The sequence below is a fragment of the Streptomyces sp. NPDC054975 genome, assembly GCF_053609105.1.
Window position 1 is genome coordinate 81852 of sequence record NZ_JBSGWV010000020.1, and the last position, 23398, is coordinate 105249.

Genomic DNA, 23398 nt, shown 5'->3' on the forward strand with positions numbered 1-23398 from the left:
GTGACCAACCCCGCCGAGAGACTCGTCGACCTGCTCGATCTGGAGCAGATCGAGGACAACATCTTCCGTGGCCAGAGCCCGCAGGAGTCGCTGCAGCGGGTCTTCGGCGGGCAGGTCGCCGGCCAGGCCCTGGTGGCGGCCGGGCGCACCACGGAGGCCGACCGGCCGGTGCACTCCCTGCACTCGTACTTCCTGCGTCCGGGCCGGCCGGGCGTGCCGATCGTCTACCAGGTGGAGCGGGTGCGGGACGGGCGTTCCTTCACCACCCGCCGGGTCACGGCGATCCAGCAGGGCCGGACGATCTTCAACCTGACCGCCTCCTTCCACCTGCCGGAGGAGGCCGGGTTCGAGCACCAGCTGCCGCCCCGGCACCTGACGGACCCGGAGACCCTGCCGAAGCTCGCCGACGAGATCCGCGACCATCTGGGCGTGCTGCCGGAGGCCCTGGAGCGGATGGCGCGGCGGCAGCCGTTCGACATCCGTTACGTGGACCGGCTGCGGTGGTCGAAGGACGAGGTGACCGGCGCGGACCCGCGCAGCGCGGTGTGGATGCGTGCGGTGGGCCCGCTGGGCGACGACCCGCTGGTGCACACGTGCGCGCTGACGTACGCCTCCGACATGACGCTCCTGGACGCGGTCCGTATCCCGGTCGAGCCGCTCTGGGGCCCGCGCGGCTTCGACATGGCGTCCCTGGACCACGCGATGTGGTTCCACCGCCCCTTCCGCGCCGACGAGTGGTTCCTCTACGACCAGGAGTCCCCGATCGCGACGGGCGGCCGGGGCCTGGCCCGCGGCCGTATCTACGACCGCGAGGGACGGATGCTGGTGTCGGTGGTGCAGGAGGGACTGTTCAGGAAGCTGTGACCAGGGGTCGTAGGGTGAGCGCCATACGAGTCTCGAAGAGGAGCCGACCATGAGCCTGTACGACATTCCCCTGCGCACCCTGTCCGGTGACCCGATCTCGCTGGCCGACTACCGCGACCAGGCCGTCCTGGTCGTCAACGTGGCCTCCAAGTGCGGCCTGACGCCGCAGTACGCGGGCCTTGAGCGGCTGCAGAAGCAGTACGGGGACCGCGGCTTCACGGTGCTCGGTGTGCCGTGCAACCAGTTCCTCGGCCAGGAGCCGGGCAGCGCGGAGGAGATCCAGACCTTCTGCTCCACCTCGTACGGCGTGACGTTTCCTCTCCTGGAGAAGACGGATGTGAACGGTGAGGCGCGTCACCCCCTCTACACGGAGCTGACGAAGGTCGCGGACGCGGAGGGCGAGTCCGGGGACGTGCAGTGGAACTTCGAGAAGTTCCTGATCGGCCGCGACGGGCAGGTCACCCGCTTCCGTCCGCGCACCGAGCCGGAGGCCCCGGAGGTCGTGGCCGCCATCGAGGCGCTGCTGTCCGCCTGAGCGGGCGCAGGCGAATCCATGTCGATCGACCCCTCCTTCTCCCTGCGTTCCACCACCGTCTCCCGCCTGCGCGCCGCGGGCTGCGTGTTCGCCGAGGACGAGGCGGAGCTGCTCTTCTCCACCGCCCGCGACGTCGGCGAACTCGACGCGATGATCGAGCGGCGGGCCGGCGGCCTGCCCATCGAGCACGTCGTGGGCTGGGCCGCCTTCGCCGGGCTGCGGATCGCCGTCGACGCGGGGGTGTTCGTGCCCCGACGGCGTACCGAGTTCCTCGTCGAGCAGGCCGTGGGCCTGGCCGGTCCCGGGGCCCTCTGCGTCGACCTGTGCTGCGGGTCCGGCGCGGCGGGGGCGGTGCTGCTCTCGGCCGTGGCGGGCGCCGAGGTGTACGCCTCGGACATCGAGCCCGCCGCCGTGCGCTGCGCGCGGCGCAACATCGAGCCGCGCGGCGGCCGGGTCTTCGAGGGCGACCTCTTCGCCCCGCTCCCGGACGCGCTGCGCGGCCGGGTCGAGGTGCTGGTCGCCAACGTGCCGTACGTACCGACCGAGGACATCGGGCTGCTGCCTCCGGAGGCGCGCGAGCACGAGCCGCTGGTCGCGCTGGACGGCGGCTCGGACGGGCTCGACGTGCTGCGCAGGGTGGCGGCTCGGGCCGCCGACTGGCTGGCGCCGGGCGGGCACCTGCTGGTGGAGACGTCCGAGCAGCAGGCCGCCCGCGCCGTCGAGGCGGTCGGCGGGCACGGCCTGGCGCCCCGGGTGGTCACCTCGGAGGAGTGGTACGCGACGGTGGTCGTCGCGACCCGGTGACCAGCCGACCGGGGTGACCTGACCGGGAGGCCCGCCCCGGCCCGTCCCCTACCTACGGGGGCGGAGCCGGCAGCGTGCCGGTCCGGCCGCGCGGAGGGTGACCGCCGCGGCGACCGGTACCTCGGTGTCGACCGCCTCCAGGTCGTAGGCCTGGAGCATCATCGCCAGCGCGATGACGGACTCCAGCATCGAGAAGTGCTGGCCGATGCAGGCGCGCGGCCCGCCTCCGAACGGGAACCAGGCGTAGCGGGGGCGGGCCGCCTCCGCCTCGGGCGTGAAGCGGTCGGGGTCGAAGCGCTCGGGGTCCTCCCAGTACGCGGGGTGCCGGTGCGTGACCCAGGGGGCGACGATCACATCGGCGCCGGCCGGGATGGTGTGGCCGTCGATCTCGGTGGCGGCGACCGCTCGGCGTCCGATGACCGGCCCGGCGGGGAAGAGCCGCATGGCCTCCTTGAGGACCTGGGTGAGGAAGGGCAGGGCGTCGAGGTCGGCGGCGCCGGGGGTGCGGCCGGCGAGGACGCGGTCGACCTCGTCGTGGGCCCGCTTCCGATGGTCGGGGTGGCGGGCCAGGAGGTGGAGGGCGAAGCCGAGGGACGTCGCGGTCGTCTCGTGGCCGGCGAGCAGGAACACGAGGACGTGCTCGCGGAGTTCCTGCGCGTCGAAGCTGCCGTCCTCGGCGCTCTCGGCCTCGGCGAGGAGGGTCAGCAGGTCCTGCGCGTCGTCGGGGCCGCCTGTCGCTCCGCGCCGCTCGGCGATGATCCGGTCGCAGACGGCGTACAGCTCCTCGTGCGCGGCGGCGGCCCGGCGGTTGCCGGGGGTGGGCCAGTCACGGGGGATGTTGAGGGGCGAGAGGCCGCGGCGCAGGACGTAGTCGCCCAGGACCGGGAGCTCGCGCTCGATGATCTCGACGGCGGCGTCGACGTCCGTGCCGAAGAGGATGCGGGCGACGGCGCGCAGCGCGAGCCGGTGCATCTCGTCGAGGACGTCGACGGTGGCGTCGGGCGCGGTGCGCCACTTCTCGACGACGGTCGCCGTCTCGGTGGCGATCGCCTCGGCGTAGCTGTCGACGCGGCGGCGGGTGAAGAGCGGCTGGACGAGCCGGCGCTGGCGCAGGTAGTCCTCGTCCTGGCTGGTCAGCAGGCCGTTGCCGAAGGACTCGCGGACTTCCTGGTAGAAGGCGTTGTCCTTGCGGAAGTTGGCGGACTGGGTGGCGAGGACCTGCTGGGCCCCTTCTGCGGAGAAGATGCCGTAGAGGGTGGCGCGCACTCCCGGCGGACCGGCGGTGATCCTGACGACGTCTCCGTGGACGCGCCGGGCGTTCAGGAAGGTGCCGAGCGAGTCGTTCTTGAGGTCGAGCATCGAGCCGAGCAGGGGAAGCCCCGCCGGTCCCGGGATCGCGGTGCTGGTCGTAGCCATGTGTGCGTTGCCCCTTTGATCGTCACCGGCGGCGATTGTCCCGCAGCCGGTGCGCCGCCGGTAGCCAATGACCGCGCCGGCGGCCGGATTTCGGCCGGTCGGGCCGATTGTCGGTGGCGTCTGGGACGCTCGCACCATGGAACCGATCGAGATGTCTCTGCAGATCACCATCGACTGCGCGGAGCCGCAACGGCTCGTACGTTTCTGGGCGGAGGCATTGCGGTACGTGCCGCAGCCGCCGCCCGGGGGGCACGAGAGCTGGCGGACGTACTGGGCGGCGATCGGTGTGCCCGAGGAGGAGCTGCCCGAGGAGGGCGACGACCTGCCCGAGTCCCTCGTGGACCCGAAGGGGGTCGGTCCGAGGTTCTGGTTCCAGCGGGTCCCCGAGCCGAAGACGGTCAAGAACCGGCTGCACCTGGACCTGAAGGTCGGCGGCGGCCGGGACGTCCCCCTGGCGGTGCGGCGCGAGCGGGTGGACGGCGAAGTGGCCCGCCTGACGGCCCTGGGGGCGACGATCCTGAACACGATGGACGAGCCGAACGGGATGGACCACTACGCGGTGGTGCTCCAGGACCCGGAGGGGAACGAGTTCTGCGTGGTGTGACCGTGACCTCCCTGGCACCGTCGCGCGGGGCCAGGGAGGTCACGTCGTGGACGTCAGCGGATCGGCATCCCCGAGAGGGTACGGGCGATCACCAGGCGCTGGATCTCGCTCGTGCCCTCGAAGATCGTGTAGATCGCCGCGTCGCGGTGCATGCGCTCCACCGGGTACTCGCGGGTGTAGCCGTTGCCGCCGAGGATCTGGATGGCCTGGCCGGTGACCTTCTTGGCGACCTCGCTCGCGTACAGCTTGGACATCGAGCCCTCGGCCGACGTGAACGGCTTGCCGGTGGTCGCCATCCAGGAGGCACGCCAGACCAGGAGCCGGGCGGCGTCGATCTGGGTACGCATGTCGGCCAGCTGGAAGGCGACGCCCTGGTTGTCGATGATCGGGCGGCCGAACTGCTCGCGGGTCTTGGCGTAGTCGAGGGCGACCTCGTACGCGGCGCGGGCCGTGCCGACGGCCATGGCACCGACGGCGGGGCGGGAGGCCTCGAAGGTCGCCATGGCCGCGTTCTTGACCCTCTCTCCCCCGCCGGCCTTCGCCTTCTCACGGGCCCGGGCCAGGCGCTCGTCCAGCTTCTCCTTGCCGCCGAGGAGGCAGTGGCCGGGCACGCGGACGTCTTCGAGGACGACCTCGGCGGTGTGCGAGGCGCGGATGCCGTGCTTCTGGAACTTCTGGCCCTGGGAGAGACCGGGGGTGTGCGGCGGCACGATGAAGGAGGCGTGCCCCTTGGAGCCGAGCTCCGGGTCCACGGCCGCGACGACGACGTGGACGTTGGCGATGCCGCCGTTGGTCGCCCAGGTCTTGGTGCCGTTGAGGACCCATTCGTCCTTGGCCTCGTCGTAGACGGCCCGTGTGCGCATGGAGGCCACGTCCGAGCCGGCGTCGGGCTCGGAGGAGCAGAAGGCGGCGACCTTGACGTCGTCGACGTCGCCGTACATCTGCGGGATCCAGGTGCCGATCTGCTCCTCGGTGCCGTTGGCGAGGACGCCGACGGCGGCGAGGCCGGTGCCGACGATGGAGAGGGCGATGCCCGCGTCGCCCCAGAAGAGCTCCTCCATCGCCATGGGGATGCCGAGGCCGGTCGGGTCGAAGAACTGCTGGGCATAGAAATCGAGAGAGTAGATGCCGATCTTGGCGGCTTCCTGGATGATCGGCCAGGGAGTCTCCTCACGCTCGTCCCACTCGGCGGCGGCGGGGCGCATCACGTCCTCGGCGAATCCGTGCAGCCAGTCACGGACCTGCTTCTGGTCGTCGTTGAGTTCGAGCGTGAACTCGGCCATGTTCCCTCCCAGCAGTGCATTACTTGCGGTAACAGCAGTCTGTTACTCGCGGGTAGGCCCTGTCAACCTGCGCCAGAGCACTCCAGGCGGCCCGGCACCGGGTGCCGCTCGGGTGTTACGTTGCGACAGCCTCAGGGAATTCGCACGGGCGGGGAGACACGCTATGGAGACCACACACCGGACCACCGAACAGCAGAAGCCGGCCGACCAGCGGCGCCGTGAACTGCTGGAGGCGGCGGACCGGGTGGTCCTCCGGGACGGCCCCCAGGCCTCGATGAACGCGATCGCGGCGGAGGCGGGGATCACCAAGCCGATCCTCTACCGGCACTTCGGCGACAAGGGCGGCCTCTACCGGGCGCTGGCGACCCGGCACACCGACGCGCTGCTCGCCGCGCTGCGGGCCGCGCTCGACGCACCGGCCGACCGGCGCCGGCGGGTCGAGTCCACGCTCGACACCTACCTCGCCTCGATCGAGGCACTGCCGCAGGTCTACCGCTTCCTGATGCACCCCTCCGAGGAGACGCACCAGGCCGAGCAGGGCTTCGACGTGGGCCGCCACTCGGCGCCGGTGCTGCGGCGGATGGGCGAGGAACTCGGCCAGGTCATCGCGGAACGCATCGACCTCGGCCCGGTCGGCGAGGCGCAGGCACGGATCTGGGGGCACGGGATCGTGGGCATGATGCACGCGGCGGGCGACTGGTGGCTGGGTGAACGCCCTTGCTCGCGCGCGGAGTTGGTCACCGCCCTGGCCGACCTGCTGTGGGGGCGGCTCGCCGAGGCGGGCGACCGCGACGGGGCGCCGGGGTTCTGAGGTCGCGGGTGTGGGCAATCGTTCCGCTGGGCGATGGGGGTCCCCCCTGCTCGAGCGAAGCCGAGAGCCCGGGGGAGGGTGGGCACACCCACGACCGCGGCGCGCGTCCTGGGCCGTTCACCTCAGGCCCCGGGCACGGGAGCTACCGGTCCCGCCCCCACGGCTCCTTCCTGATCGCCCGCGTCAGGCGGGCCTTGCGCCACCCCGTCACGCGGTCCGCGTACACCCCGCCCTCCAGGTGGTCCGTCTCGTGCTGGAGGCAGCGGGCGAAGAAGCCCGTGCCCTCGACGCGCGCCGGGGTGCCGTCCAGGAGCACGCCCTCGACGACCGCGCGGTCGAAGCGGGGCGTCGGCGCCTCGAGCCCCGGCAGGGACAGGCAGCCCTCCGGCCCCCGGATCACGTCCCCGTCCGCCTCCACCAGGCGCGGGTTCACCAGGTGCCCGAGATGACGGACCTCGTCGTCGTCCGGGCAGTCGTACACGAAGACCCGTAGCCCCACGCCCACCTGGTTGGCCGCGAGGCCGACGCCGTTCGCGGCGTACATCGTCGCGAACATGTCCTCGACCAGCCGGGCCAGCTCGGGGCCGAAGTCGTCGACGGGTTCACAGGGGGTGTGCAGGACCGGTTCGCCGAGCAGGGTCATCGCTCGGACGTGGCCGGAACTGCCGGGGATCGGCCGGTTTCGCATGGGCGTAAGGGTACGGTCCGCCGTGACCTCGTCGTTTCGGCGTGGGACCCGGGGGTGCCGCAGTTCGGGTCGCTGTCCGGATCTCGATAGGCTGAGCCCGGACCGACGCAAGGAGGAACAAGGAAGATGTCAGGACACCCCGGGAATCCAGAGCCGCTGTCGCCACGCGCCAAGCTGGCCGTGACGGCGGGCAAGGCCGCGGCCGCGGTGTCGCGCGCGGCGGGACGCGGCAGCGGATCGGTGATCGGCGGCAAGGTGGCGCTGAAGCTCGACCCGGACCTGCTGGGTCGGCTCGCGCAGCATCTGGACGTCGTCCTGGTGTCGGCGACCAACGGCAAGACGACCACGACCCGGCTGATCGCCGAGGCCCTGCGGGCCAGCGGCCCCGTCGTCTCCAACGCGCTGGGCGCCAACATGCCCGCAGGCATCACCTCGGCCCTGGCCGGCGGCTCGGACGCCAAGTACGGCGTCATCGAGGTCGACGAGAAGTACCTCGCCGGCGTCGCCCGGGACACCACGCCCAAGGCGATCGCGCTGCTCAACCTCTCCCGCGACCAGCTGGACCGCGCCGCCGAGACCCGGATGCTCGCCGAGAAGTGGCGCGAGGGCCTGAGCGGTACGAAGGCCGTGGTCATCGCCAACGCCGACGACCCGCTGATCGTGTGGGCCGCCTCCTCCTCCCCCAACGTGGTGTGGGTCGCCGCCGGCCAGGAGTGGAAGGACGACGCCTGGTCGTGCCCCTCCTGCGGCGGTGTGATGCAGCGCCCGGGCGACGACTGGTTCTGCGGCGAGTGCGGATTCCGCCGCCCGGCGCCGAGTTGGGCGCTCAACGGCGACCACGTCCTCGACCCGCACGGTTCGGCCTGGCCGATCCACCTCCAGCTGCCCGGCCGCGCCAACAAGGCCAACGCCGCCACCTCGGCCGCCGTCGCCGCCGTCTTCGGCGTCCCGCCGCAGGTCGCCCTGGAGCGCATGTACCAGGTGCAGGCCGTGGCCGGCCGCTACGACGTCGTCACCTTCCAGGGCAGGGAGCTGCGGCTGCTGCTCGCGAAGAACCCGGCGGGCTGGCTCGAAACGTTTTCCCTCATCGACCAGCCGCCGACCCCGGTGATCCTCTCCGTCAACGCGCGCGGCGCCGACGGCACGGACACCTCCTGGCTGTGGGACGTGGACTACGGGCGGCTCGCCGGCCACCCGATCATGGTCCTCGGCGACCGCAAGCTGGACCTGGCGGTCCGCCTGGAGGTCGCGGGCGTGGACTTCCGCGTCTGCGAGTCGCTCGACGAGGCGGTCCAGCTGGCCCCGCCCGGCCAGATCGAGCTGATCGCCAACTACACCGCCTTCCAGGACGTCCGCCGCCGCGTCGGCAACTGACCCGTAGAGGACTTGCAGCATGAGTGAGAGCAGCCTGCGCCTGGTCTGGGTCTACCCGGACCTGCTCAGCACGTACGGCGACCAGGGCAACGCCCTCGTCGTCGAGCGCCGCGCCCGCCAGCGCGGTCTGGACGTCCAGCGCGTCGACGTCCGCAGCGACCAGCCGGTGCCGACCTCCGGCGACATCTACCTGATCGGCGGCGGCGAGGACCGGCCGCAGCGGCTCGCGGCCGAGCGGCTGCGCCGCGACGGCGGCCTGGAGCGTGCCGCGTCCAACGGCGCGATCATCTTCTCGGTCTGCGCCGGCTACCAGATCCTCGGCCACGAGTTCATCAACGACCTCGGCGAGCGCGAGCCCGGCCTCGGTCTGATCGACGTGATCTCCACCCGGGGCGAGGGCCAGCGGTGCGTCGGCGACGTCCTCGCGGACATCGACCCGCGCCTCGGTCTCCCCCAGCTCACCGGGTTCGAGAACCACCAGGGCATCACCCATCTCGGCCCGACCGCCCGCCCGTTCGCCCGCACCGTCCTGGGCAAGGGCAACGGCACGGGCGACGGCACCGAGGGCGCGTACAACGACACCGTCTTCGGTACGTACATGCACGGCCCGGTCATGGCCCGCAACCCGCAGATCGCGGACCTGCTCCTGAAGCTGGCCCTGGACGTCAACGCGCTGCCGCCGACCGACGACCGGTGGTACGAGGCGCTGCGCGCCGAGCGCATCGCGGCGGCGACCCAGCCCGCCTGACGGGTGCACGTCTGAGCGCCCCTGCGCGCAGGGGATGCGTAAGTCAATACGGTGTCCAATCCGTGGACAACCGGTTCGGCCCCGCCATCCGGCACCGATAGGGTGGCGGGGATCCAACCGGACGACGTGGTCCGGGAGTCGGCCCACGTTGCAAAGGTATTTGGGCTATGCGCATTGGTGTGCTCACCTCCGGAGGCGACTGCCCCGGTCTGAACGCCGTCATCCGTTCCGTCGTGCACCGCGCCGTCGTCGACCACGGGGACGAGGTCATCGGCTTCCACGACGGCTGGAAGGGCCTCCTGGAATGCGACTACCGCAAGCTCGACCTTGACGCGGTCGCCGGCATCCTCGCCCGTGGCGGCACCATCCTCGGCTCCTCCCGGGTCCAGCCCGCCCACCTGGTCGACGGCGTCGAGCGCGCCCGCGGTCACGTCTCCGACCTGGGCCTCGACGCGATCATCCCGATCGGCGGCGAGGGCACGCTGAAGGCCGCCAACCTGCTCTCGCAGGCCGGGCTGCCGATCGTCGGCGTGCCGAAGACCATCGACAACGACATCGCCTCGACCGACGTCACCTTCGGCTTCGACACCGCCGTCGGCGTGGCGACCGAGGCCCTGGACCGGCTGAAGACCACCGCCGAGTCCCACCAGCGCGTCCTCATCGTCGAGGTCATGGGCCGGCACACGGGCTGGATCGCGCTGCACTCCGGCATGGCCGCCGGCGCGCACGCCATCGTCGTGCCCGAGCGCCCCTTCGACATCGACGAGCTGACCGCCGTGGTCGGCGCGCGCTTCGAGGCCGGCAAGCGCTTCGCGATCGTGGTCGTCGCCGAGGGCGCCAAGCCGCGCGAGGGCTCGATGAACTTCGAGGTCGGCGCCAAGGACCAGTACGGGCACGAGCGCTTCACCGGCGTCGCCAACCAGCTCTCGGTCGAGCTGGAGCGGCGGCTCGGCAAGGAGGCGCGGCCGGTGATACTCGGTCACGTCCAGCGCGGCGGCACGCCGACCGCGTACGACCGGGTCCTCGCCACCCGCTTCGGCTGGCACGCGGTGGAGGCGGCGCACCGGGGCGAGTTCGGCATGCTGACCGCGCTGCGCGGCACGGAGATCGAGATGGTTCCGCTGGCCCAGGCCGTGGAGACCCTGAAGACGGTCCCCGCCGAGCGCTACGCAGAGGCCGAGACCGTCCTCTGACAGCCCGTACACCCTGCCGTACCGACAGCACGAACCGCCCCCGGTCGCATCCGCGAACGGGGGCGGTTCTAGTCTGGTGCGGACAACAAGCGCGAAACGGGCTCCAGGAGTACACAGATGGATCACAGCGGGCACGGCATGACGATGGATCTGCCGCCGTTCACGCTGGGGCGTGGCCTTGAGTTCTCGGCGGACCCGTTCTTCCTCGTCGGCTGCCTGGTGGGCCTCGCGGTGTACGGCTGGGGCGTGGCGCGGCTGCGCCGGCGCGGGGACGCCTGGCCGCTGAGCCGGATCGTCTTCTTCACGCTGGGTGTCCTGAGCATCGCGCTGATGATGTGCACCAAGCTGAACGCCTACGGCATGGTCATGTTCAGCGTGCACATGGTGCAGCACATGGTCATCTCGATGCTCTCGCCGATCCTGCTCCTGCTGGGCGCGCCGGTGACGCTGGCGCTGCGGGCGCTGCCCGTCGCGCCCCGGGGCGACAAGGGGCCGCGTGAACTGCTCCTGATGCTGCTGCACAGCCGCTACATGCGGATCGTCACGCACCCCGCGTTCACGATCCCGCTCTTCATCGCGAGCCTGTACGGCTTCTACTTCACGCCGATCTTCGACACCCTGATGGGGTCGAAGATCGGACACATCGCGATGATGGTGCACTTCCTCGCCGTCGGTCTGGTCTTCTTCTGGCCGATCATGGGCGTCGACCCGGGGCCGCACCGCCCGGGCTATGTGATGCGGATGCTGGAGCTCTTCGCGGGCATGCCGTTCCACGCCTTCTTCGGCATCGCGCTGATGATGGCGAGCGAGCCGATGGTCAAGGCGTACGCGAACCCGCCGGCCTCGCTCGGGATCGACGCGCTTGCCGACCAGAACGCGGCGGGCGGCATCGCCTGGGCGTTCAGTGAGATCCCGTCGGTGCTCGTGCTGATCGCGCTGGTCTACCAGTGGTACCACTCCGAGCAGCGGCAGGCCGTCCGCAAGGACCGGGCCGCCGACCGTGACGGGGACAAGGAGCTGGAGGCGTACAACGCCTATCTGGCCTCGCTCCAGGCACGCGGCCGCTAGTCGTCCTCGCACGGGAGTAGCATTCGCCCGCTTCAGGGGTCACGATGAGCGTGACGGCCCCGTCAGGAGGAGGGCGGACAGATGTCCGGTCCCACGAAGGCGATGAGCGTGATCACCGTCGCGGCCCTGGTGCTGACGACGGCGTACACGGTGGCGCTCGGCAGCAGCGGCTGGCTCTGGTTCGGCTGGGTGGTGCTCGGTGTGGTCACCATCGGCATGGCGGCCGCCGACAGCTCCGCGCCGGTCGGTGCGCCTCGCCGGGGAGGCCCTCAACCCTGAGCGCGGGGCCGGCGGTCACATGTGCCGGTTGCTGTAGTACTGCTCGATCAGCTTGATGACGTTCGTGTCGTCCTCGTGCCGGCCGCTCTCGAACTCCGGCGCGTCCTTGACGTCTCCCCGTGCGCAGGAGAGACGTACCGTCTCGTTCTCGGCGTCGACCTGCGCGACCAGGCCGGCGGGCAGCAGGACGCGTCGGCCGAAGATCCACGGCCCGGTGTCCACGACGAGGTAGGACCGGCCGACCTCCTCGGTGTGCTGGTCGACCTTCCCGATGGCCCCGTCGGTGGCCTCGACCGAGAATCCGATGAGCCGGGTTCCGGGCACGTGGCCCGAGGTCTCGGAGTAGCCCCAGATGTCGGCGCCCATGGCGCGCCTCCTCCCTCGTCGTGCCCCGCGCGTACCCGCCGAGGGTCCGGCTATCCGCGCGGGGCGAGGACGACCCAGGTGCGGCCGGGGGCGAAGTTCAGGGGCTCGCCGGCCGGGGTGGTGAAGGCCGTGCCGCTGGTGGCGGTGGGGCGCTTCCAGCGGGCTTCGTGGGCGCGGCCGTCGCGCAGCACGACGGCTGTGCCGCTGCCGACGGTCTCGGTGTACGGGGAGACGCTGCCGAGCACGTCGTGGAAGCGGGAGGACCGTATGGTCACGTGCTGCACCACGACCGTCGAGGCCGTGACCTGGCCGTCGTCGGTGGTACGGGCGGGCCGGCCGTCCATCGCGACCCGCCAGCCCTTGTCCGCCGGAGACCAGGTGAAGGTGTAGCGGGAGGCCGGGAAGCGGACGGTCCGTTCGTTGACCGCCTGGCCGCCCCCGGGGGCCGGGCCGAAGCGGAAGCCGATGTCCTTGGCGTTCTCCGCGTCCGGTGCGGCCGCCAGGGCGCGGGCGGGCAGAACGTAGAGGTTGTGGGGAGCGGCCCTGCCCCGGTCGCGGAGGTAGGCGCGGGGGGCGTCCTCGGGTGGCAGGGGGAGCAGTGGGGCGGCCTTGAGGAGCGGTTTCAGGGCGCTCTGGGAGCCGGAGTAGGCGAGGGCCGGACGGCCGAACTGGCGGAGCAGCTCGATGTCGGACTCTCGGGCGCTGCGCACCGGTCCGATCCGTTGCGGTAGATCGGCGGAGTAGACGGCGAGCAGCCGGGTCTGGCCGCCCTCGACCTGCTCGACGTAGACGAGCTCGGCCGCGCCGAGGCCGGTGTGCGGGCGGGCCGGCGGCACGTTGTCGATCTTGACGGCGAGGACCGGGGCGGGGCGGGCCGGCAGTCCCGTGAAGGGCGAGCGGCCTGTGGGGGCCGAGGTGGTCGGCGTGGGCGTCGGGGTCGGCGTCGGAGTGGGCGTCGGCGTCGGTTCCGGGGCATCGGAGTCGGCGCAGCCGTACAACCCGGCGGTCATCACCGCGCACAGCAGCACGGTGACGGCTGCGCCGGGCCGTCTGTGCCGCGGTGTGCGTCGGCGTTCGGCAGCCATCAGGACCTACTCTCCGTCTCCAGTGTGGACCAGGCTCGCCTGAGTGGTTACAAATAAGCGTCGCTCTACCGAGACGGGGGCCGTCGGATGTTCTATTACGTCCTGAAGTACGTCCTGCTGGGGCCGTGGCTGCGGCTGGTGTTCCGGCCGCGCATCGAGGGGCTGGAACACATCCCGGCGGAGGGCGCGGCGATCATCGCCGGCAACCATCTGTCGTTCTCCGACCACTTCCTGATGCCGGTCGTCCTCAAGCGGCGGATCACCTTCCTCGCCAAGCAGGAGTACTTCACAGGGCCGGGCATCAAGGGCCGGCTGACCGCCGCGTTCTTCCGCAGCGCCGGGCAGATCCCGGTCGACCGCTCCGGCAAGGAGGCCGGCCAGGCGGCGATCCGCGAGGGGCTGGGGGTCCTCGCCAAGGGCGAGCTGCTCGGCATCTATCCCGAGGGAACCCGCTCGCACGACGGCCGGCTCTACAAGGGCAAGGTCGGGGTGGCGGTCATGGCCGTCACGGCCGGGGTGCCGGTGATCCCGTGCGCGATGGTGGGGACCTTCGAGATCCAGCCCCCTGGCAAGGTCGTGCCCCGGATCAAGCGGGTCACCGTCCGGTTCGGCCCGCCGCTCGACTTCTCCCGCTTCGCCGGCCTGGAGGGCGAGAAGGCGGCGGTCCGCGCGGTGACGGACGAGATCATGTACGAGATCCTCGCGCTCTCCGGGCAGGAGTACGTCGACGACTACGCGGCCAAGGTGAAGGCCGCCGAGCAGGAGGCGAAGGCGCGGAACACCGGAGGGCCGGGAAAGTTCCCGCGCCGGGGACGCTGACGGCGGATCCGCGCACGGCGTAAGAACCTGGGCCGGTGATCACGGCCGCCGTATCGTCGCGCCCATGGGACGAGGACAGGCATGCGTGCTGGGAGCAACAGGACAGGTGGGGCGGGCGGCCGTGCGGGCGCTCGTCGCGGACGGCTGGGAGGTGACGGCGGCCTCGCGGCGCGGCGGCCGGAGCGAGGAGTGGCCGGCGGAGGTCCGGTCGGTCGCGGTCGACCGTGAGGAGGAGGGCGCGCTCGCCGCCACGGTCGGCGACGGCTGTGACGTGCTGGTCGACATCGTCGGCTATCACGCGGGCCACGCACGGCAGTTGACGGCGCTTGCCGACCGGATCGGGTCGGCGGTGGTGATCTCCAGCGGGGCGGTCTACGAGGACGACCGGGGCCGCAACTTCGACACGCAGGACGAGCCGGACGGCTTCCCTCAGTACCCGGTGCCGATCCCGGAGTCGTGGCGGACGGTCGCGCCCGGCGAGGGTTCGTACGGCACGCGGAAGGTGGCGCTGGAACGGGAGTTGCTCGCGGCGGGCGCGGCGCTGCCGACAACGGTGCTCCGGGCGGGCGCGATCCACGGGCCGTACTGCCCGGGCCCCCGCGAGCTGTGGTTCGTCAAGCGGGCGCTGGACGGCCGACCGGTGCGGATCCTCTCGTACGAGGGCAGGTCGCGGTTCCACCCGGTGCACGTGGACAACCTCGGGGAGCTGGTCCGGCTGGCGGCAGCGAAGCCGGGGAGCAGGGTGCTCAACGGCGGTGATCCTCAGGCGCCGACGGTCGCGGAGATCGGTGCGGCGATCGACGCAGTGATGGGCGTGGAGAGCGAGACGGTGCTCATGGAGGGGCCGCCGGAGGGCACGGTGGGGCTCTCCCCCTGGACCGCGCCCCACCCGGTCGTCTTCGACATGGGCGCGGCGGAGCGTGAGCTCGGGTACCGGCCGGTGGTGTCGTACGCCGAGTCCCTGCCGGAGACGGTCGCCTATCTGGCGCGGCGGGTGGCCGAGGAGGAGTGGCGGGAGGCGTTCCCCGGCCTGGTGAAGTACGGGGTGGACTTCTTCGACTACGCGGCCGAGGACGCCTGGCTCGCCGGGCGTTGACACACGGTGGAGGCGGGCCGTCCGTCACGGTCGGCCTGCCCCTCCCCCGTCATGCCGTGGTCACGGCTTGGGTGTGGCGTGCGGTGCGCACGTCACGTCACTGCTGTCGAGCGCGCCGGTGAGGAGGTAGGCCTCCACCCGGGTGTTCAGGCACGGGTTGGCGAGGTTGGTGATGCCGTGCGAGCCGGCGTCCCGCTCGGTGATCAGGCGCGAGCCCTTGAAGCGCTTGTGCAGTTCGACGGCTCCGGCGTACGGCGTGGCGGCGTCGCGCTCGGCCTGGGTGATGAGCACGGGCGGCAGGCCCTTGCCGGTGCGGACCTCGGTCGGCTGCTGGCGCGGGGTCGACCAGGTGGCGCAGGGCAGATTCATCCAGGCGTTGGACCAGGTCATGAACGGGTACCGCTCGTGGAGCCGGCTGTTGTCCCGGTCCCACTTGCGCCAGCTGGTCGGCCACGGGGCGTCCGCGCACTCGACCGCGGTGTAGACGGCGTTGCCGTTCTCCGAGGCGGCGTTGCCGGCCGTGTCGGTGGGGTCGGAGGCGGCCGAGTCGATCAGCGGCTGCGGGTCACCGGCGGCGTACGCGCTCCAGGCCTTGGCGACCGGGGCCCACATGGAGTCGTAGTAGGGCGCGTTCTGGAAGAAGCCGACGAGCTCGGCCGGGCCGACCTTGCCGCCGAGGGGGTTCTTCTTCGCGGCGGCGCGCAGCGTGTTCCACTGGCCGCGGACCTCGGCGTAGGTGTCGCCGAGGTGGTAGGTCGCGTCGTGCTGGGCGACCCAGGTCATCCAGTCCTTGAGCCGGCCCTCGAAGGCGATGTCCTGGTCGAGGTTGGCCTCGTACCAGATCTTCTGCTTCGACGGGTTGACGACGCTGTCGAGCACCATGCGGCCCACGTGCGTCGGGAAGAGGGTGCCGTAGACGGCGCCGAGGTAGGTGCCGTAGGAGACGCCGACGAAGTTGAGCTTCTTCTCGCCGAGCGCGGCCCGGATGACGTCGAGGTCGCGGGCGGTGTTGCGGGTGTTGATGTACGGCAGGATGTCGCCGTTCTTCTCTGCGCACCCCTCGGCGTACTCGGCGGCGAGCTTGCGCTGCGCGCGCTTGTCGGCCTCGCTGTCGGGGACGGGGTCGAGCTTGGGGCCCTTGACGAACTCGGCCGGGTCGACGCAGGAGATGGGGGCCGAGTGGCCGACGCCGCGCGGGTCGAAGCCGACGAAGTCGTACGCCTTGGCGGCGCCCGCCCAGATCGTGCTCTTCGTGGTGACCCGGCGCGGGAAGCGCAGGCCGGAACCGCCGGGGCCACCGGGGTTGTAGAGCAGGGCGCCCTGACGCTCGGCGGGGGTGCCGGTGGAGCCGATGCGGTCGACGGCGATCTTGATCTGCTTGCCGTTCGGCCGGGCGTAGTCGACCGGGACGGTGACCCAGCCGCACTGGATGGGCTTCTCGAGCCCCCAGTCGGCCGGGCAGTCCTGCCAGTCGATGCCCTGGTCGGCGGCGCGCTGGGCGGCGACCGCCGTGCCACGCGCCTCCGCGTCGGGCCGGTGGCGCTGGTCGGCGTTGGCGGCCGGGGCGGCCAGCGCGCCCGCGATGAGCGTGCCGGCTATCAGAGTGCCCGCCGAGCCGAGCGCTGCCGTGCGTCTCACGTGATGCCTCCCCCTGTAGGTGTCGGTCTGTCCGGGGGATCCTTTCGTCCGTGGGGCACACGCGGTAAGTCGCACTGACGTTTCTTTGCCGAACCAATAACCGGATACGGATGTACCGCTGAGCGGTGAACTCACGCGGGCGCGAGGAGGCCGAGCGCCTCGTCCAGGACACGGCGCAGCTGGAGCGCGTCGGGGGCGACGGCGGTGACCAGGGCGGCGGGCCCGGCGAGCGGGGCGAGGACGGCGTTCTCGGCGAGGACCCGTGCCTCCACCGGCTTCTCCTCGAACGCGGGGTCCACGACGAGCAGTTGGCCGGTGGCGCGATGGCCGCCGAGGACCGCTCCGCCGTCCCAGCCGCCGAGGGCGCCGGGCCCGTACCCCACCTCCTGGTCGAGCAGGGGGCGACCGGCGCGGTGGACGGTCAGGCGGGAGAGGAGCGTGCCGGTCTCCTCGCCGTGGCGGCCGAGGATCTGCTCCTCCCGGAGCACGAGCCGTGCGGTGGGCGCGAGTTCGACGGTGGTGCGCATACGGAGGGCGGACCCGTGGGCGCAGACGAGCTGTTCGGGCAGCCAGCGCAGCACCGCGTCGTCGCCGACCGTCAACCGCACGTCGTACGTGGCGGGTTCGGCGCCGCGGCCCGGCAGGGCGACGGTGGCGGCGGCCGAGTCGACCAGGAGCCGCGCCCCGTCCCGTACCTCCGACTCGATCGCGAGCTGGTCGCCGCCGAGCGGCGCGCTCATCGCGCCGACGACGGTGACCCTCGTGTACGGGCCGGTGGCGGCGCGGGTCCGGCGCAGGGCGAGGGGGCCGTCGCTGAGGAGGACCGGCAGCCCGCCGTCGGCGGCGGCGACGATCCGGGCGGTGGCGACGATCCCGGTTGCGGGGGCCAGGCTCATGCGGACCAGGCGGCGAGCCGCTCGCGGACCCAGTCGGCGACGGGGGCCACGCCCTGCTCGCCGGTGAGCGAGGTGAAGGCGACGGGCAGGTCGCCGCGCTGCTCCTTGGCGTCGCGGGCCATCCGCTCCAGGTCGGAGCCGACGTACGGGGCGAGGTCGGTCTTGTTGACGACGAGCAGATCGGCGGTGGTCACGCCCGGGCCGCCCTTGCGCGGGATGTCGTCGCCGCCGGCCACGTCGATGACGAAGATCTGGGCGTCGACCAGCCCCTTGGAGAAGGTGGCGGTCAGGTTGTCGCCGCCGGACTCGACGAGGATGAGGTCGAGCGGGCCGACCGTGTCCTCCAGCTCCTCCACGGCCTCGAGGTTGGCGGAGATGTCGTCGCGGATCGCGGTGTGCGGGCAGGCACCGGTCTCCACGGCCTGGATGCGCTCGGGCGGCAGGACGGCGTTGCGGAGCAGGAACTCGGCGTCCTCCCGGGTGTAGATGTCGTTGGTGACGACGGCGATCGAGAGCTGGTCACGCAGCTCCCGGCAGAGCGCGGCGACGGTCGCGGTCTTGCCGGACCCGACGGGCCCCCCGAGGCCGATCCGCAGGGCGCGTCGGGTTCCGTCGGGACGGTGCGCGTCGGCGGAGACGGCGCCGGCGTGGTCGTGGGAGTGGTCGAGGTGCATGGGGGGGCTCCTTGTCGTCCAACGGTTGTGGATATGGGTGCGGCCCGCACAAGGGCCCGTGGTTCACGACGCGAACAGCCGGACCGGCCAGGTCGCGTGGTGCTCGGCGGTGATGTCGAGCAACGGGGCCGATGCGGCGGGGAGGGCGTCGAGGCCCAGCCGCGCAGCGCCCGCCGCCCGTTCGGCGACCGCGTCCATCTCCGGCGCCAGGCGGGCGAGGACCGCCGTCGCCTGGAAGGGGTCCAGGCTGAGGAGCCGTACCGCCGCCGTCGCCGGGCCGCTCACCGTCTCGTACGCGACGCAGTGCGCCGCGTCCTCGGGGCCGAGCCCCGCCGCCCGGGCGGTGACGCCGAGGACGACCGGCTGGTGCGTCCCGCGCGGGAACGCGGCGGCGAGCGCGTCGAGTTCGGGGCAGGGCCAGGTCGCGCGCGCTGCGCGCATCATCTGCCGGCCGAGTTTGCGCGCCGCCGCGCGCAGGGCGGGCGAGGGGGTGCGGGCGTCGGCGGCCGCGTCGAGTGCGTACGGGTCGTGGCCGTGGGCGGCCGCCGCCGCGAGGCCCGCCGAGGTGAGCCCGGTGGTGTGCAGGCGGCCCCGGCAGAACGCGGCGAGGCTCGCCGCGTCCGTGATCCGGCCGGCCTTGACGGCGGCCTCGGCCCCTCCGGAGTGGGCGTGCCCGCCGGCGGGGAAGCGCCCGTCGGCGAGAACGAGCAGGGCTGCTGCGTACACACCCATGTCAGAAGAGGAAGTAACGCTGGGCGAGGGGTAGTTCCTCGGCGGGGGCCGGGTCGACGGGGTCGCCGTCGATCGTGACCGTGAAGGTGTCGGCGTCGACCTCGACCCGGGGCAGGGCGTCGTTCTCCCGCATGTCCGCCTTGGTGACCCGCCGGGTGTTCTTGATGGCGACGAACCGGCGGTCGAGACCCAGCCGTTCGGGCAGGTCGTCCTCGATCGCCGTCTGGGTGACGAAGTTGAGGGAGTTGGTCGCCGGCGCCTTGCCGAGCGCCCCGAACATCGGGCGCGGCAGGATCGGCTGCGGTGTGGGGATGGAGGCGTTGGCGTCGCCCATCTGCGCGTAGGCGATCTGGCCGCCCTTCAGCACGACCAGCGGCTTCACCCCGAAGAACGCGGGCTCCCACAGGACCAGGTCGGCGAGCTTGCCCGTCTCGACCGAACCGATCTCGTGGTCGAGACCCTGGGCCACCGCCGGGTTGATCGTGTACTTGGCGACATAGCGACGCGCCCGGTGGTTGTCGGCGCGGCCGTCCCCTGGCAGCGCTCCTCGGCGCTTCTTCATCACGTGCGCGGTCTGCCAGGTGCGCATGATCACTTCGCCGATGCGGCCCATGGCCTGGGAGTCGGAGGAGATGATCGAGATGGCGCCGAGGTCGTGCAGGACGTCCTCGGCGGCGATGGTGGAGGGCCGGATCCGGGACTCGGCGAAGGCGAGGTCCTCCGGGACCGCCGGGTTGAGGTGGTGGCAGACCATCAGCATGTCGAGGTGTTCCTCGATGGTGTTGATGGTGTGCGGCCGGGTCGGGTTGGTGGAGCTGGGCAGGACGTACGGCTCGGACACCACGGTGATGATGTCCGGCGCGTGCCCGCCGCCCGCGCCCTCGGTGTGGTACGCGTGGATGGTACGTCCCGCGATGGCGGCGAGGGTGTCGCCGACGAAGCCCGCCTCGTTCAAGGTGTCGGTGTGGATGGCGAGTTGGGCGCCGGTCTCGTCGCAGACGGTCAGGCACGCGTCGATGACGGCAGGGGTCGCGCCCCAGTCCTCGTGGATCTTGAACCCGAGTGCGCCGCCTCGCAGTTGGGAGTACATGGCGTCGCGGGACATCGTGTTGCCCTTGCCGAGCAGGCCGATGTTGACCGGGGAGTTCTCGAGCGCCGCGAACATCCCGGCGAGGTGCCAGGGGCCGGGGGTGACGGTGGTCGCCTTGGTGCCCTCGGCGGGGCCGGTGCCGCCGCCGACGAGGGTGGTGATGCCGGAGGCGAGGGCCTCGTCGATGATGGTCGGCGCGATGAAGTGGATGTGGGTGTCGATGCCGCCCGCGGTGACGATCCGGCCGTTGCCCACGATCACCTCGGTCTCCGGTCCGATGACCAGATCCGGGTGGACACCGTCCATGGTGTCGGGGTTGCCGGCCTTGCCGATGCCGGTGATCCGGCCGTCACGGATGCCGATGTCGGCCTTGATCACGCCCCAGTGGTCGATGATCACGGCGCCGGTGATCACGGTGTCGGGCGCGCCTTCGGCCCGGGTCGTGCGGGCCTGGCCCATCGACTCGCGGATGACCTTGCCGCCGCCGAAGACGGCTTCGTCGCCCGCGCGGCCGGGGCCGCCGGAGCGGTCCTCCTCGATCTCGACGACGAGGTCGGTGTCGGCGAGCCGGACGCGGTCGCCGGTGGTGGGGCCGAACAGGTCGGCGTAGACGGCGCGATGCAGCTCAGGCACGGTCGCCTCCGGTCGCGTCGAGGGGGCCCGCCGTCTCGCCGCGCAGGCCGGGGACGATCCGGCGGCCCGCCAGGGGGACGAGTTCGACCTCGACCGGGATGCCGGGCTCGAAGCGCACGGCCGTACCGGCCGCGATGTGGAGGCGGTGACCGCGCGCGGCGGCGCGGTCGAAGGTGAGACCGGGGTTGGCCTCGGCGAAGTGGTAGTGGGAGCCGACCTGGACGGGCCGGTCGGCGGCGTTGAGGACGGTGAGGCGGGTGACGGGCCGGCCCTCGTTGAGGACGACAGGATCTTCACCCAGAAGGATCTCTCCGGGAATCATCGGCGGCGCTCCCCCGTCACACGATCGGGTCATGGACGGTGACGAGCTTGGTGCCGTCCGGGAAGGTGGCCTCGACCTGGACGTCGTGGATCATCTCCGGGATCCCCGCCATGACCTCGTCGCGGGTGAGGACCTTGCGGCCGGAGGCCATGAGCTCCGCGACGGTGCGGCCGTCGCGGGCGCCCTCCAGGATGTGGGTGGTGATCAGGGCGACGGCCTCGGGGTGGTTGAGCTTCACACCGCGCGCCCTGCGCTTCTGGGCCACGTCGGCGGCCACATGGATGAGCAGGCGTTCCTGCTCGTGCGGCGACAGTTGCACGCTTCCACCTCACACTCGTCCACCGGGCACACGCCCGGACAGCAGCGGACCCTACCGACCGTCAACACTCTGTTGAGCTGCGGTGATGGGCCGCCCGGCCAGACATTGCACGTTAGAGCGGAAGTTTTTCCTACGCGTTAACTCTCACTTTGCGACCGCATGACATCGGCCCGCGCAAACCGCCCCGCAGTACCTCGACCTCCACCCGGTCGGCGGTGACGTGTCGTATACGGCGCGGTGGTCGGGAGACCGCGGGCCACGCGGCTCTCTCACGCCCCGGGGGTGCCGGGGGCGCGGTGGCGGGCCGCGATGCCGAAGCGGCCCTGTTCACCGGGAGCGGACGGGAACGGGTGGACCTCGGAGACCGCGCTGCTCGTCAGCTCCTCGGCGGCCTCGTGATCCGCTTCGAGTTTCGCCAGGTCAGCGGCCGACACCAACGCCACGAGCGGCTTTCCGTGCCGGGTCACGACGACCCGCTCGTTGCCGTACACCACGCGGTTGATCAGGTCGGCGAGCTCTGCACGTGCTTGCGTCACCGGAATCTCGTAGGCCATGCTCCTCATCTTACGGCCTGTACGTCCTGTACATTTTTTACAAGGAGGCGCCGTCATGCACGCTCGCTACGTCCTGCCGGAGTTCACGGAGCGCACCAGCTTCGGGAGCCGGACCCTCGACCCGTACTCCAAGCTGCTCGAGGAACGGATCGTCTTCCTCGGCACCCCCATCGACGAGACCTCGGCCAACGACGTCATCGCGCAGCTCCTGCACCTGGAGTACGCCGATCCGGACCGGGACATCGCGCTCTACATCAACTCCCCCGGCGGCTCGATCAGCGCCATGTCCGCGATCTACGACACGATGCAGGTCGTCACCTGCGACGTGGAGACCACGTGCCTCGGGCAGGCCGTCTCGACCGCCGCCGTGCTGCTCGCGGCCGGCGCGCCCGGCAAGCGGCTCGCGCTGCCCGGCGCCCGGGTCGTGCTCCAGCAGCCCGCGACGGACGAGCCGTTGCAGGGGCAGCCGAGCGATCTCGACATCCAGGCACGGGAATTGATTCGGCTGCGCGCGATGCTGGCCGGGATGCTGGTCACGCACACCGGGCAGCCCCGCGAGCGGATCGACGCCGACATCGACCGGATCACCGTCCTCGACGCGCCGGCCGCCACCGCGTACGGCCTGGTGGACCACGTGATTCAGAACCGTGGGGCGTCGGGCGGCGCCGGGGGAAGGTGAGCGTCCGATGGTTCCCGAGCTGCCGCCCCTGCCCGCCCTGACGCGCGCCGAGGGCGAGTTCATCGACGCCTATCTCGAAGTGGTCGACCTGCTGGGTCGCATCAATCCATCCAGGGCATCGCATACGTATGGGGCGCTGCGCGCGGCTCAGGCCCTGGTGGGGCGGGCGAACGCGCTGCGCGACGCACTGACGGCGATGCATGCGCGCGGGGAGAGCGAGGTGCACGCGGAGACATTGGCCCGCGCGCTGCGGGTGTTGGACGGCGAGCGTAGATCCGATCGCGTCACTGTCCCGGGGACACCGACAAGTTGACATTCCGTCGTGTCGTGTCGAGGTCCACTCGGACCAGCACAGGCGCAGAATCGCTCCCCCGTTCGGCGTAGTCGACGAATCGACATATGCGCGGGGTGAGTTGCGCAACAGGTGTACACATCTGGCGGAATCAGGCGTTCCACCCCTGGTCCGGGACTCGTCGGCCAAACCTGCGACGATCACGAAACATGCCTGTCCACCCGAATGGATCAGTCGTGAGGAGCCTCACATAACGCCGTTTCGGCTCGGATTTCACCCTGGGTCTGGGTCAAGATCCCTCACGACGACAAGCCCCCGCCACCGCGGCGGGGCGGTCCGGGCGGACGCCGAGTCCTGCCGCTGTCCCGGATGTCTGGTCGACAGGAGTGGATCGGCAGGAGTGGAGGACCCGAGCAGTACGGGACGGCCGGCCAGTGTGGCCGTTCCTCGGGGTGAAGCCGCGACCGCGGCCGGGCAACTTCGCCAGTCCGAACCCGACAGGTCATCCTTCACAGGCGGCTGACGAAGGGTTGCGC

27 protein-coding genes and 1 riboswitch are annotated in these 23398 nt (G+C 71.6%); of the genes, 14 read left to right on the plus strand and 13 right to left on the minus strand.

Annotation, left to right across the window (positions count from 1 at the left end; genetic code table 11):
* The 3 genes from ACWF79_RS19550 to ACWF79_RS19560 are packed head-to-tail and all read left to right on the plus strand — an operon-like array spanning position 1 to position 2203.
* Complete coding sequence (locus ACWF79_RS19550) at positions 1–864, plus strand: acyl-CoA thioesterase (RefSeq protein ID WP_453729351.1); 864 nt, start codon at positions 1–3, stop codon at positions 862–864.
* Between the two features lie 49 nt (positions 865–913).
* Positions 914–1399 (plus strand): glutathione peroxidase, encoded by a 486-nt coding sequence (locus ACWF79_RS19555; protein ID WP_453729352.1) that lies wholly within the window; start codon positions 914–916, stop codon positions 1397–1399.
* 18 nt (positions 1400–1417) lie between these two features.
* Positions 1418–2203, plus strand: coding sequence for a putative protein N(5)-glutamine methyltransferase (locus tag ACWF79_RS19560; protein ID WP_453729353.1), 786 nt, complete (start codon positions 1418–1420; stop codon positions 2201–2203).
* Between the two features lie 48 nt (positions 2204–2251).
* Here ACWF79_RS19560 and ACWF79_RS19565 read toward each other — a convergent pair whose 3' ends face one another.
* The gene (locus ACWF79_RS19565) at positions 2252–3619 is read right to left on the minus strand and encodes a cytochrome P450 (RefSeq protein ID WP_453729354.1); all 1368 of its coding nucleotides are present in this window, start codon (positions 3617–3619) and stop codon (positions 2252–2254) included.
* 136 nt (positions 3620–3755) lie between these two features.
* Between ACWF79_RS19565 and ACWF79_RS19570 the strand changes: the two genes are divergently transcribed.
* Positions 3756–4223 carry a VOC family protein gene (locus ACWF79_RS19570; protein ID WP_453729355.1) on the plus strand — a complete coding sequence of 156 codons (468 nt, stop codon included), beginning with the start codon at positions 3756–3758 and terminating at the stop codon, positions 4221–4223.
* Between the two features lie 53 nt (positions 4224–4276).
* Here the strand turns inward: ACWF79_RS19570 and ACWF79_RS19575 are convergent, their stop codons facing one another.
* Entirely contained in the window at positions 4277–5506 is a 1230-nt protein-coding gene (locus ACWF79_RS19575) for an acyl-CoA dehydrogenase family protein (RefSeq protein ID WP_453729356.1), read from the minus strand.
* 163 nt (positions 5507–5669) lie between these two features.
* Here ACWF79_RS19575 and ACWF79_RS19580 point away from each other — a divergent pair, with 163 nt between their 5' ends.
* Positions 5670–6317: a TetR family transcriptional regulator gene (locus tag ACWF79_RS19580; protein WP_453729357.1), complete on the plus strand. Its 648-nt coding sequence runs from the start codon at positions 5670–5672 to the stop codon at positions 6315–6317.
* Positions 6318–6459: 142 nt separating this feature from the next.
* Here the strand turns inward: ACWF79_RS19580 and def are convergent, their stop codons facing one another.
* Complete coding sequence (gene def, locus ACWF79_RS19585; RefSeq protein WP_453729358.1) at positions 6460–7005, minus strand: peptide deformylase; 546 nt, start codon at positions 7003–7005, stop codon at positions 6460–6462.
* A 126-nt stretch (positions 7006–7131) separates the two neighbouring features.
* On the opposite strand from def, the gene ACWF79_RS19590 reads away from it, so the two are divergent.
* The 5 genes from ACWF79_RS19590 (at position 7132) to ACWF79_RS19610 (ending at position 11667) form a co-directional block, all read left to right on the plus strand.
* Positions 7132–8379, plus strand: a complete 1248-nt coding sequence (locus ACWF79_RS19590; RefSeq protein ID WP_453729359.1) for a MurT ligase domain-containing protein — start codon at positions 7132–7134, stop codon at positions 8377–8379.
* Between the two features lie 19 nt (positions 8380–8398).
* Complete coding sequence (locus ACWF79_RS19595) at positions 8399–9127, plus strand: type 1 glutamine amidotransferase (RefSeq protein ID WP_453729360.1); 729 nt, start codon at positions 8399–8401, stop codon at positions 9125–9127.
* A 167-nt stretch (positions 9128–9294) separates the two neighbouring features.
* Positions 9295–10320, plus strand: a complete 1026-nt coding sequence (locus ACWF79_RS19600) for a 6-phosphofructokinase (RefSeq protein WP_453729361.1) — start codon at positions 9295–9297, stop codon at positions 10318–10320.
* A 117-nt stretch (positions 10321–10437) separates the two neighbouring features.
* Positions 10438–11388 (plus strand): cytochrome c oxidase assembly protein, encoded by a 951-nt coding sequence (locus ACWF79_RS19605; protein WP_453729362.1) that lies wholly within the window; start codon positions 10438–10440, stop codon positions 11386–11388.
* A gap of 81 nt (positions 11389–11469) precedes the next feature.
* Positions 11470–11667 (plus strand): hypothetical protein, encoded by a 198-nt coding sequence (locus ACWF79_RS19610; protein WP_453729363.1) that lies wholly within the window; start codon positions 11470–11472, stop codon positions 11665–11667.
* A 15-nt stretch (positions 11668–11682) separates the two neighbouring features.
* On the opposite strand, the gene ACWF79_RS19615 is transcribed toward ACWF79_RS19610, so the two are convergent.
* Together ACWF79_RS19615 and ACWF79_RS19620 are read right to left on the minus strand one after the other, a co-directional pair.
* Positions 11683–12033 (minus strand): PRC-barrel domain containing protein, encoded by a 351-nt coding sequence (locus tag ACWF79_RS19615; protein ID WP_453729364.1) that lies wholly within the window; start codon positions 12031–12033, stop codon positions 11683–11685.
* A 50-nt stretch (positions 12034–12083) separates the two neighbouring features.
* Complete coding sequence (locus ACWF79_RS19620) at positions 12084–13118, minus strand: DUF3048 domain-containing protein (RefSeq protein ID WP_453729365.1); 1035 nt, start codon at positions 13116–13118, stop codon at positions 12084–12086.
* Between the two features lie 87 nt (positions 13119–13205).
* On the opposite strand from ACWF79_RS19620, the gene ACWF79_RS19625 reads away from it, so the two are divergent.
* Positions 13206–13937, plus strand: a complete 732-nt coding sequence (locus tag ACWF79_RS19625) for a lysophospholipid acyltransferase family protein (protein ID WP_453729366.1) — start codon at positions 13206–13208, stop codon at positions 13935–13937.
* Positions 13938–14001: 64 nt separating this feature from the next.
* Positions 14002–15033, plus strand: coding sequence for an NAD-dependent epimerase/dehydratase family protein (locus tag ACWF79_RS19630; RefSeq protein WP_453729367.1), 1032 nt, complete (start codon positions 14002–14004; stop codon positions 15031–15033).
* A 60-nt stretch (positions 15034–15093) separates the two neighbouring features.
* On the opposite strand, the gene ACWF79_RS19635 is transcribed toward ACWF79_RS19630, so the two are convergent.
* The 8 genes from ACWF79_RS19635 to ACWF79_RS19670 form a co-directional block, all read right to left on the minus strand.
* The gene (locus tag ACWF79_RS19635) at positions 15094–16671 is read right to left on the minus strand and encodes an alpha/beta hydrolase (RefSeq protein WP_453729368.1); all 1578 of its coding nucleotides are present in this window, start codon (positions 16669–16671) and stop codon (positions 15094–15096) included.
* Between the two features lie 131 nt (positions 16672–16802).
* Positions 16803–17567, minus strand: coding sequence for an urease accessory protein UreD (locus ACWF79_RS19640; protein WP_453729369.1), 765 nt, complete (start codon positions 17565–17567; stop codon positions 16803–16805).
* A complete protein-coding gene (ureG, locus tag ACWF79_RS19645; RefSeq protein ID WP_453729370.1) occupies positions 17564–18241 on the minus strand; it encodes an urease accessory protein UreG in 678 nt (225 codons plus the stop codon). The genes ACWF79_RS19640 and ureG overlap by 4 nt, the downstream gene beginning before the upstream one ends.
* A 63-nt stretch (positions 18242–18304) precedes the next feature.
* Complete coding sequence (locus ACWF79_RS19650) at positions 18305–18967, minus strand: urease accessory protein UreF (RefSeq protein ID WP_453729395.1); 663 nt, start codon at positions 18965–18967, stop codon at positions 18305–18307.
* A gap of 7 nt (positions 18968–18974) precedes the next feature.
* Positions 18975–20696, minus strand: a complete 1722-nt coding sequence (locus tag ACWF79_RS19655) for an urease subunit alpha (protein WP_453729371.1) — start codon at positions 20694–20696, stop codon at positions 18975–18977.
* A complete protein-coding gene (locus tag ACWF79_RS19660) occupies positions 20689–21018 on the minus strand; it encodes an urease subunit beta (RefSeq protein WP_453729372.1) in 330 nt (109 codons plus the stop codon). Before ACWF79_RS19660 ends, ACWF79_RS19655 begins: the two co-directional genes overlap by 8 nt.
* Before the next feature lie 16 nt (positions 21019–21034).
* Positions 21035–21337, minus strand: a complete 303-nt coding sequence (locus ACWF79_RS19665) for an urease subunit gamma (protein WP_453729373.1) — start codon at positions 21335–21337, stop codon at positions 21035–21037.
* 269 nt (positions 21338–21606) lie between these two features.
* On the minus strand, positions 21607–21891 hold the full coding sequence (locus tag ACWF79_RS19670; protein WP_453729374.1) for a type II toxin-antitoxin system Phd/YefM family antitoxin: 285 nt from the start codon (positions 21889–21891) through the stop codon (positions 21607–21609).
* Between the two features lie 55 nt (positions 21892–21946).
* On the opposite strand from ACWF79_RS19670, the gene ACWF79_RS19675 reads away from it, so the two are divergent.
* The gene (locus ACWF79_RS19675) at positions 21947–22570 is read left to right on the plus strand and encodes an ATP-dependent Clp protease proteolytic subunit (RefSeq protein ID WP_453729375.1); all 624 of its coding nucleotides are present in this window, start codon (positions 21947–21949) and stop codon (positions 22568–22570) included.
* 7 nt (positions 22571–22577) lie between these two features.
* Entirely contained in the window at positions 22578–22883 is a 306-nt protein-coding gene (locus tag ACWF79_RS19680; protein WP_453729376.1) for a hypothetical protein, read from the plus strand.
* Between the two features lie 339 nt (positions 22884–23222).
* Positions 23223–23395, plus strand: a riboswitch (cyclic di-AMP (ydaO/yuaA leader).
* Positions 23396–23398: the final 3 nt, after the last annotated feature.

What these genes read in the sequence shown, in the direction of transcription:
- ACWF79_RS19555 (WP_453729352.1), top strand. Translation starts at nt 914, where the DNA reads ATGAGCCTGTACGACATTCCCCTGCGCACCCTGTCCGGTGACCCGATC.
- ACWF79_RS19560 (WP_453729353.1), top strand. Translation starts at nt 1,418, where the DNA reads ATGTCGATCGACCCCTCCTTCTCCCTGCGTTCCACCACCGTCTCCCGC.
- ACWF79_RS19565 (WP_453729354.1), bottom strand. Translation starts at nt 3,619, where the DNA reads ATGGCTACGACCAGCACCGCGATCCCGGGACCGGCGGGGCTTCCCCTG.
- ACWF79_RS19570 (WP_453729355.1), top strand. Translation starts at nt 3,756, where the DNA reads ATGGAACCGATCGAGATGTCTCTGCAGATCACCATCGACTGCGCGGAG.
- ACWF79_RS19575 (WP_453729356.1), bottom strand. Translation starts at nt 5,506, where the DNA reads ATGGCCGAGTTCACGCTCGAACTCAACGACGACCAGAAGCAGGTCCGT.
- ACWF79_RS19580 (WP_453729357.1), top strand. Translation starts at nt 5,670, where the DNA reads ATGGAGACCACACACCGGACCACCGAACAGCAGAAGCCGGCCGACCAG.
- def (WP_453729358.1), bottom strand. Translation starts at nt 7,005, where the DNA reads ATGCGAAACCGGCCGATCCCCGGCAGTTCCGGCCACGTCCGAGCGATG.
- ACWF79_RS19590 (WP_453729359.1), top strand. Translation starts at nt 7,132, where the DNA reads ATGTCAGGACACCCCGGGAATCCAGAGCCGCTGTCGCCACGCGCCAAG.
- ACWF79_RS19595 (WP_453729360.1), top strand. Translation starts at nt 8,399, where the DNA reads ATGAGTGAGAGCAGCCTGCGCCTGGTCTGGGTCTACCCGGACCTGCTC.
- ACWF79_RS19600 (WP_453729361.1), top strand. Translation starts at nt 9,295, where the DNA reads ATGCGCATTGGTGTGCTCACCTCCGGAGGCGACTGCCCCGGTCTGAAC.
- ACWF79_RS19605 (WP_453729362.1), top strand. Translation starts at nt 10,438, where the DNA reads ATGGATCACAGCGGGCACGGCATGACGATGGATCTGCCGCCGTTCACG.
- ACWF79_RS19610 (WP_453729363.1), top strand. Translation starts at nt 11,470, where the DNA reads ATGTCCGGTCCCACGAAGGCGATGAGCGTGATCACCGTCGCGGCCCTG.
- ACWF79_RS19615 (WP_453729364.1), bottom strand. Translation starts at nt 12,033, where the DNA reads ATGGGCGCCGACATCTGGGGCTACTCCGAGACCTCGGGCCACGTGCCC.
- ACWF79_RS19620 (WP_453729365.1), bottom strand. Translation starts at nt 13,118, where the DNA reads ATGGCTGCCGAACGCCGACGCACACCGCGGCACAGACGGCCCGGCGCA.
- ACWF79_RS19625 (WP_453729366.1), top strand. Translation starts at nt 13,206, where the DNA reads ATGTTCTATTACGTCCTGAAGTACGTCCTGCTGGGGCCGTGGCTGCGG.
- ACWF79_RS19630 (WP_453729367.1), top strand. Translation starts at nt 14,002, where the DNA reads ATGGGACGAGGACAGGCATGCGTGCTGGGAGCAACAGGACAGGTGGGG.
- ACWF79_RS19640 (WP_453729369.1), bottom strand. Translation starts at nt 17,567, where the DNA reads ATGAGCCTGGCCCCCGCAACCGGGATCGTCGCCACCGCCCGGATCGTC.
- ureG (WP_453729370.1), bottom strand. Translation starts at nt 18,241, where the DNA reads ATGCACCTCGACCACTCCCACGACCACGCCGGCGCCGTCTCCGCCGAC.
- ACWF79_RS19660 (WP_453729372.1), bottom strand. Translation starts at nt 21,018, where the DNA reads ATGATTCCCGGAGAGATCCTTCTGGGTGAAGATCCTGTCGTCCTCAAC.
- ACWF79_RS19670 (WP_453729374.1), bottom strand. Translation starts at nt 21,891, where the DNA reads ATGGCCTACGAGATTCCGGTGACGCAAGCACGTGCAGAGCTCGCCGAC.
- ACWF79_RS19675 (WP_453729375.1), top strand. Translation starts at nt 21,947, where the DNA reads ATGCACGCTCGCTACGTCCTGCCGGAGTTCACGGAGCGCACCAGCTTC.
- ACWF79_RS19680 (WP_453729376.1), top strand. Translation starts at nt 22,578, where the DNA reads ATGGTTCCCGAGCTGCCGCCCCTGCCCGCCCTGACGCGCGCCGAGGGC.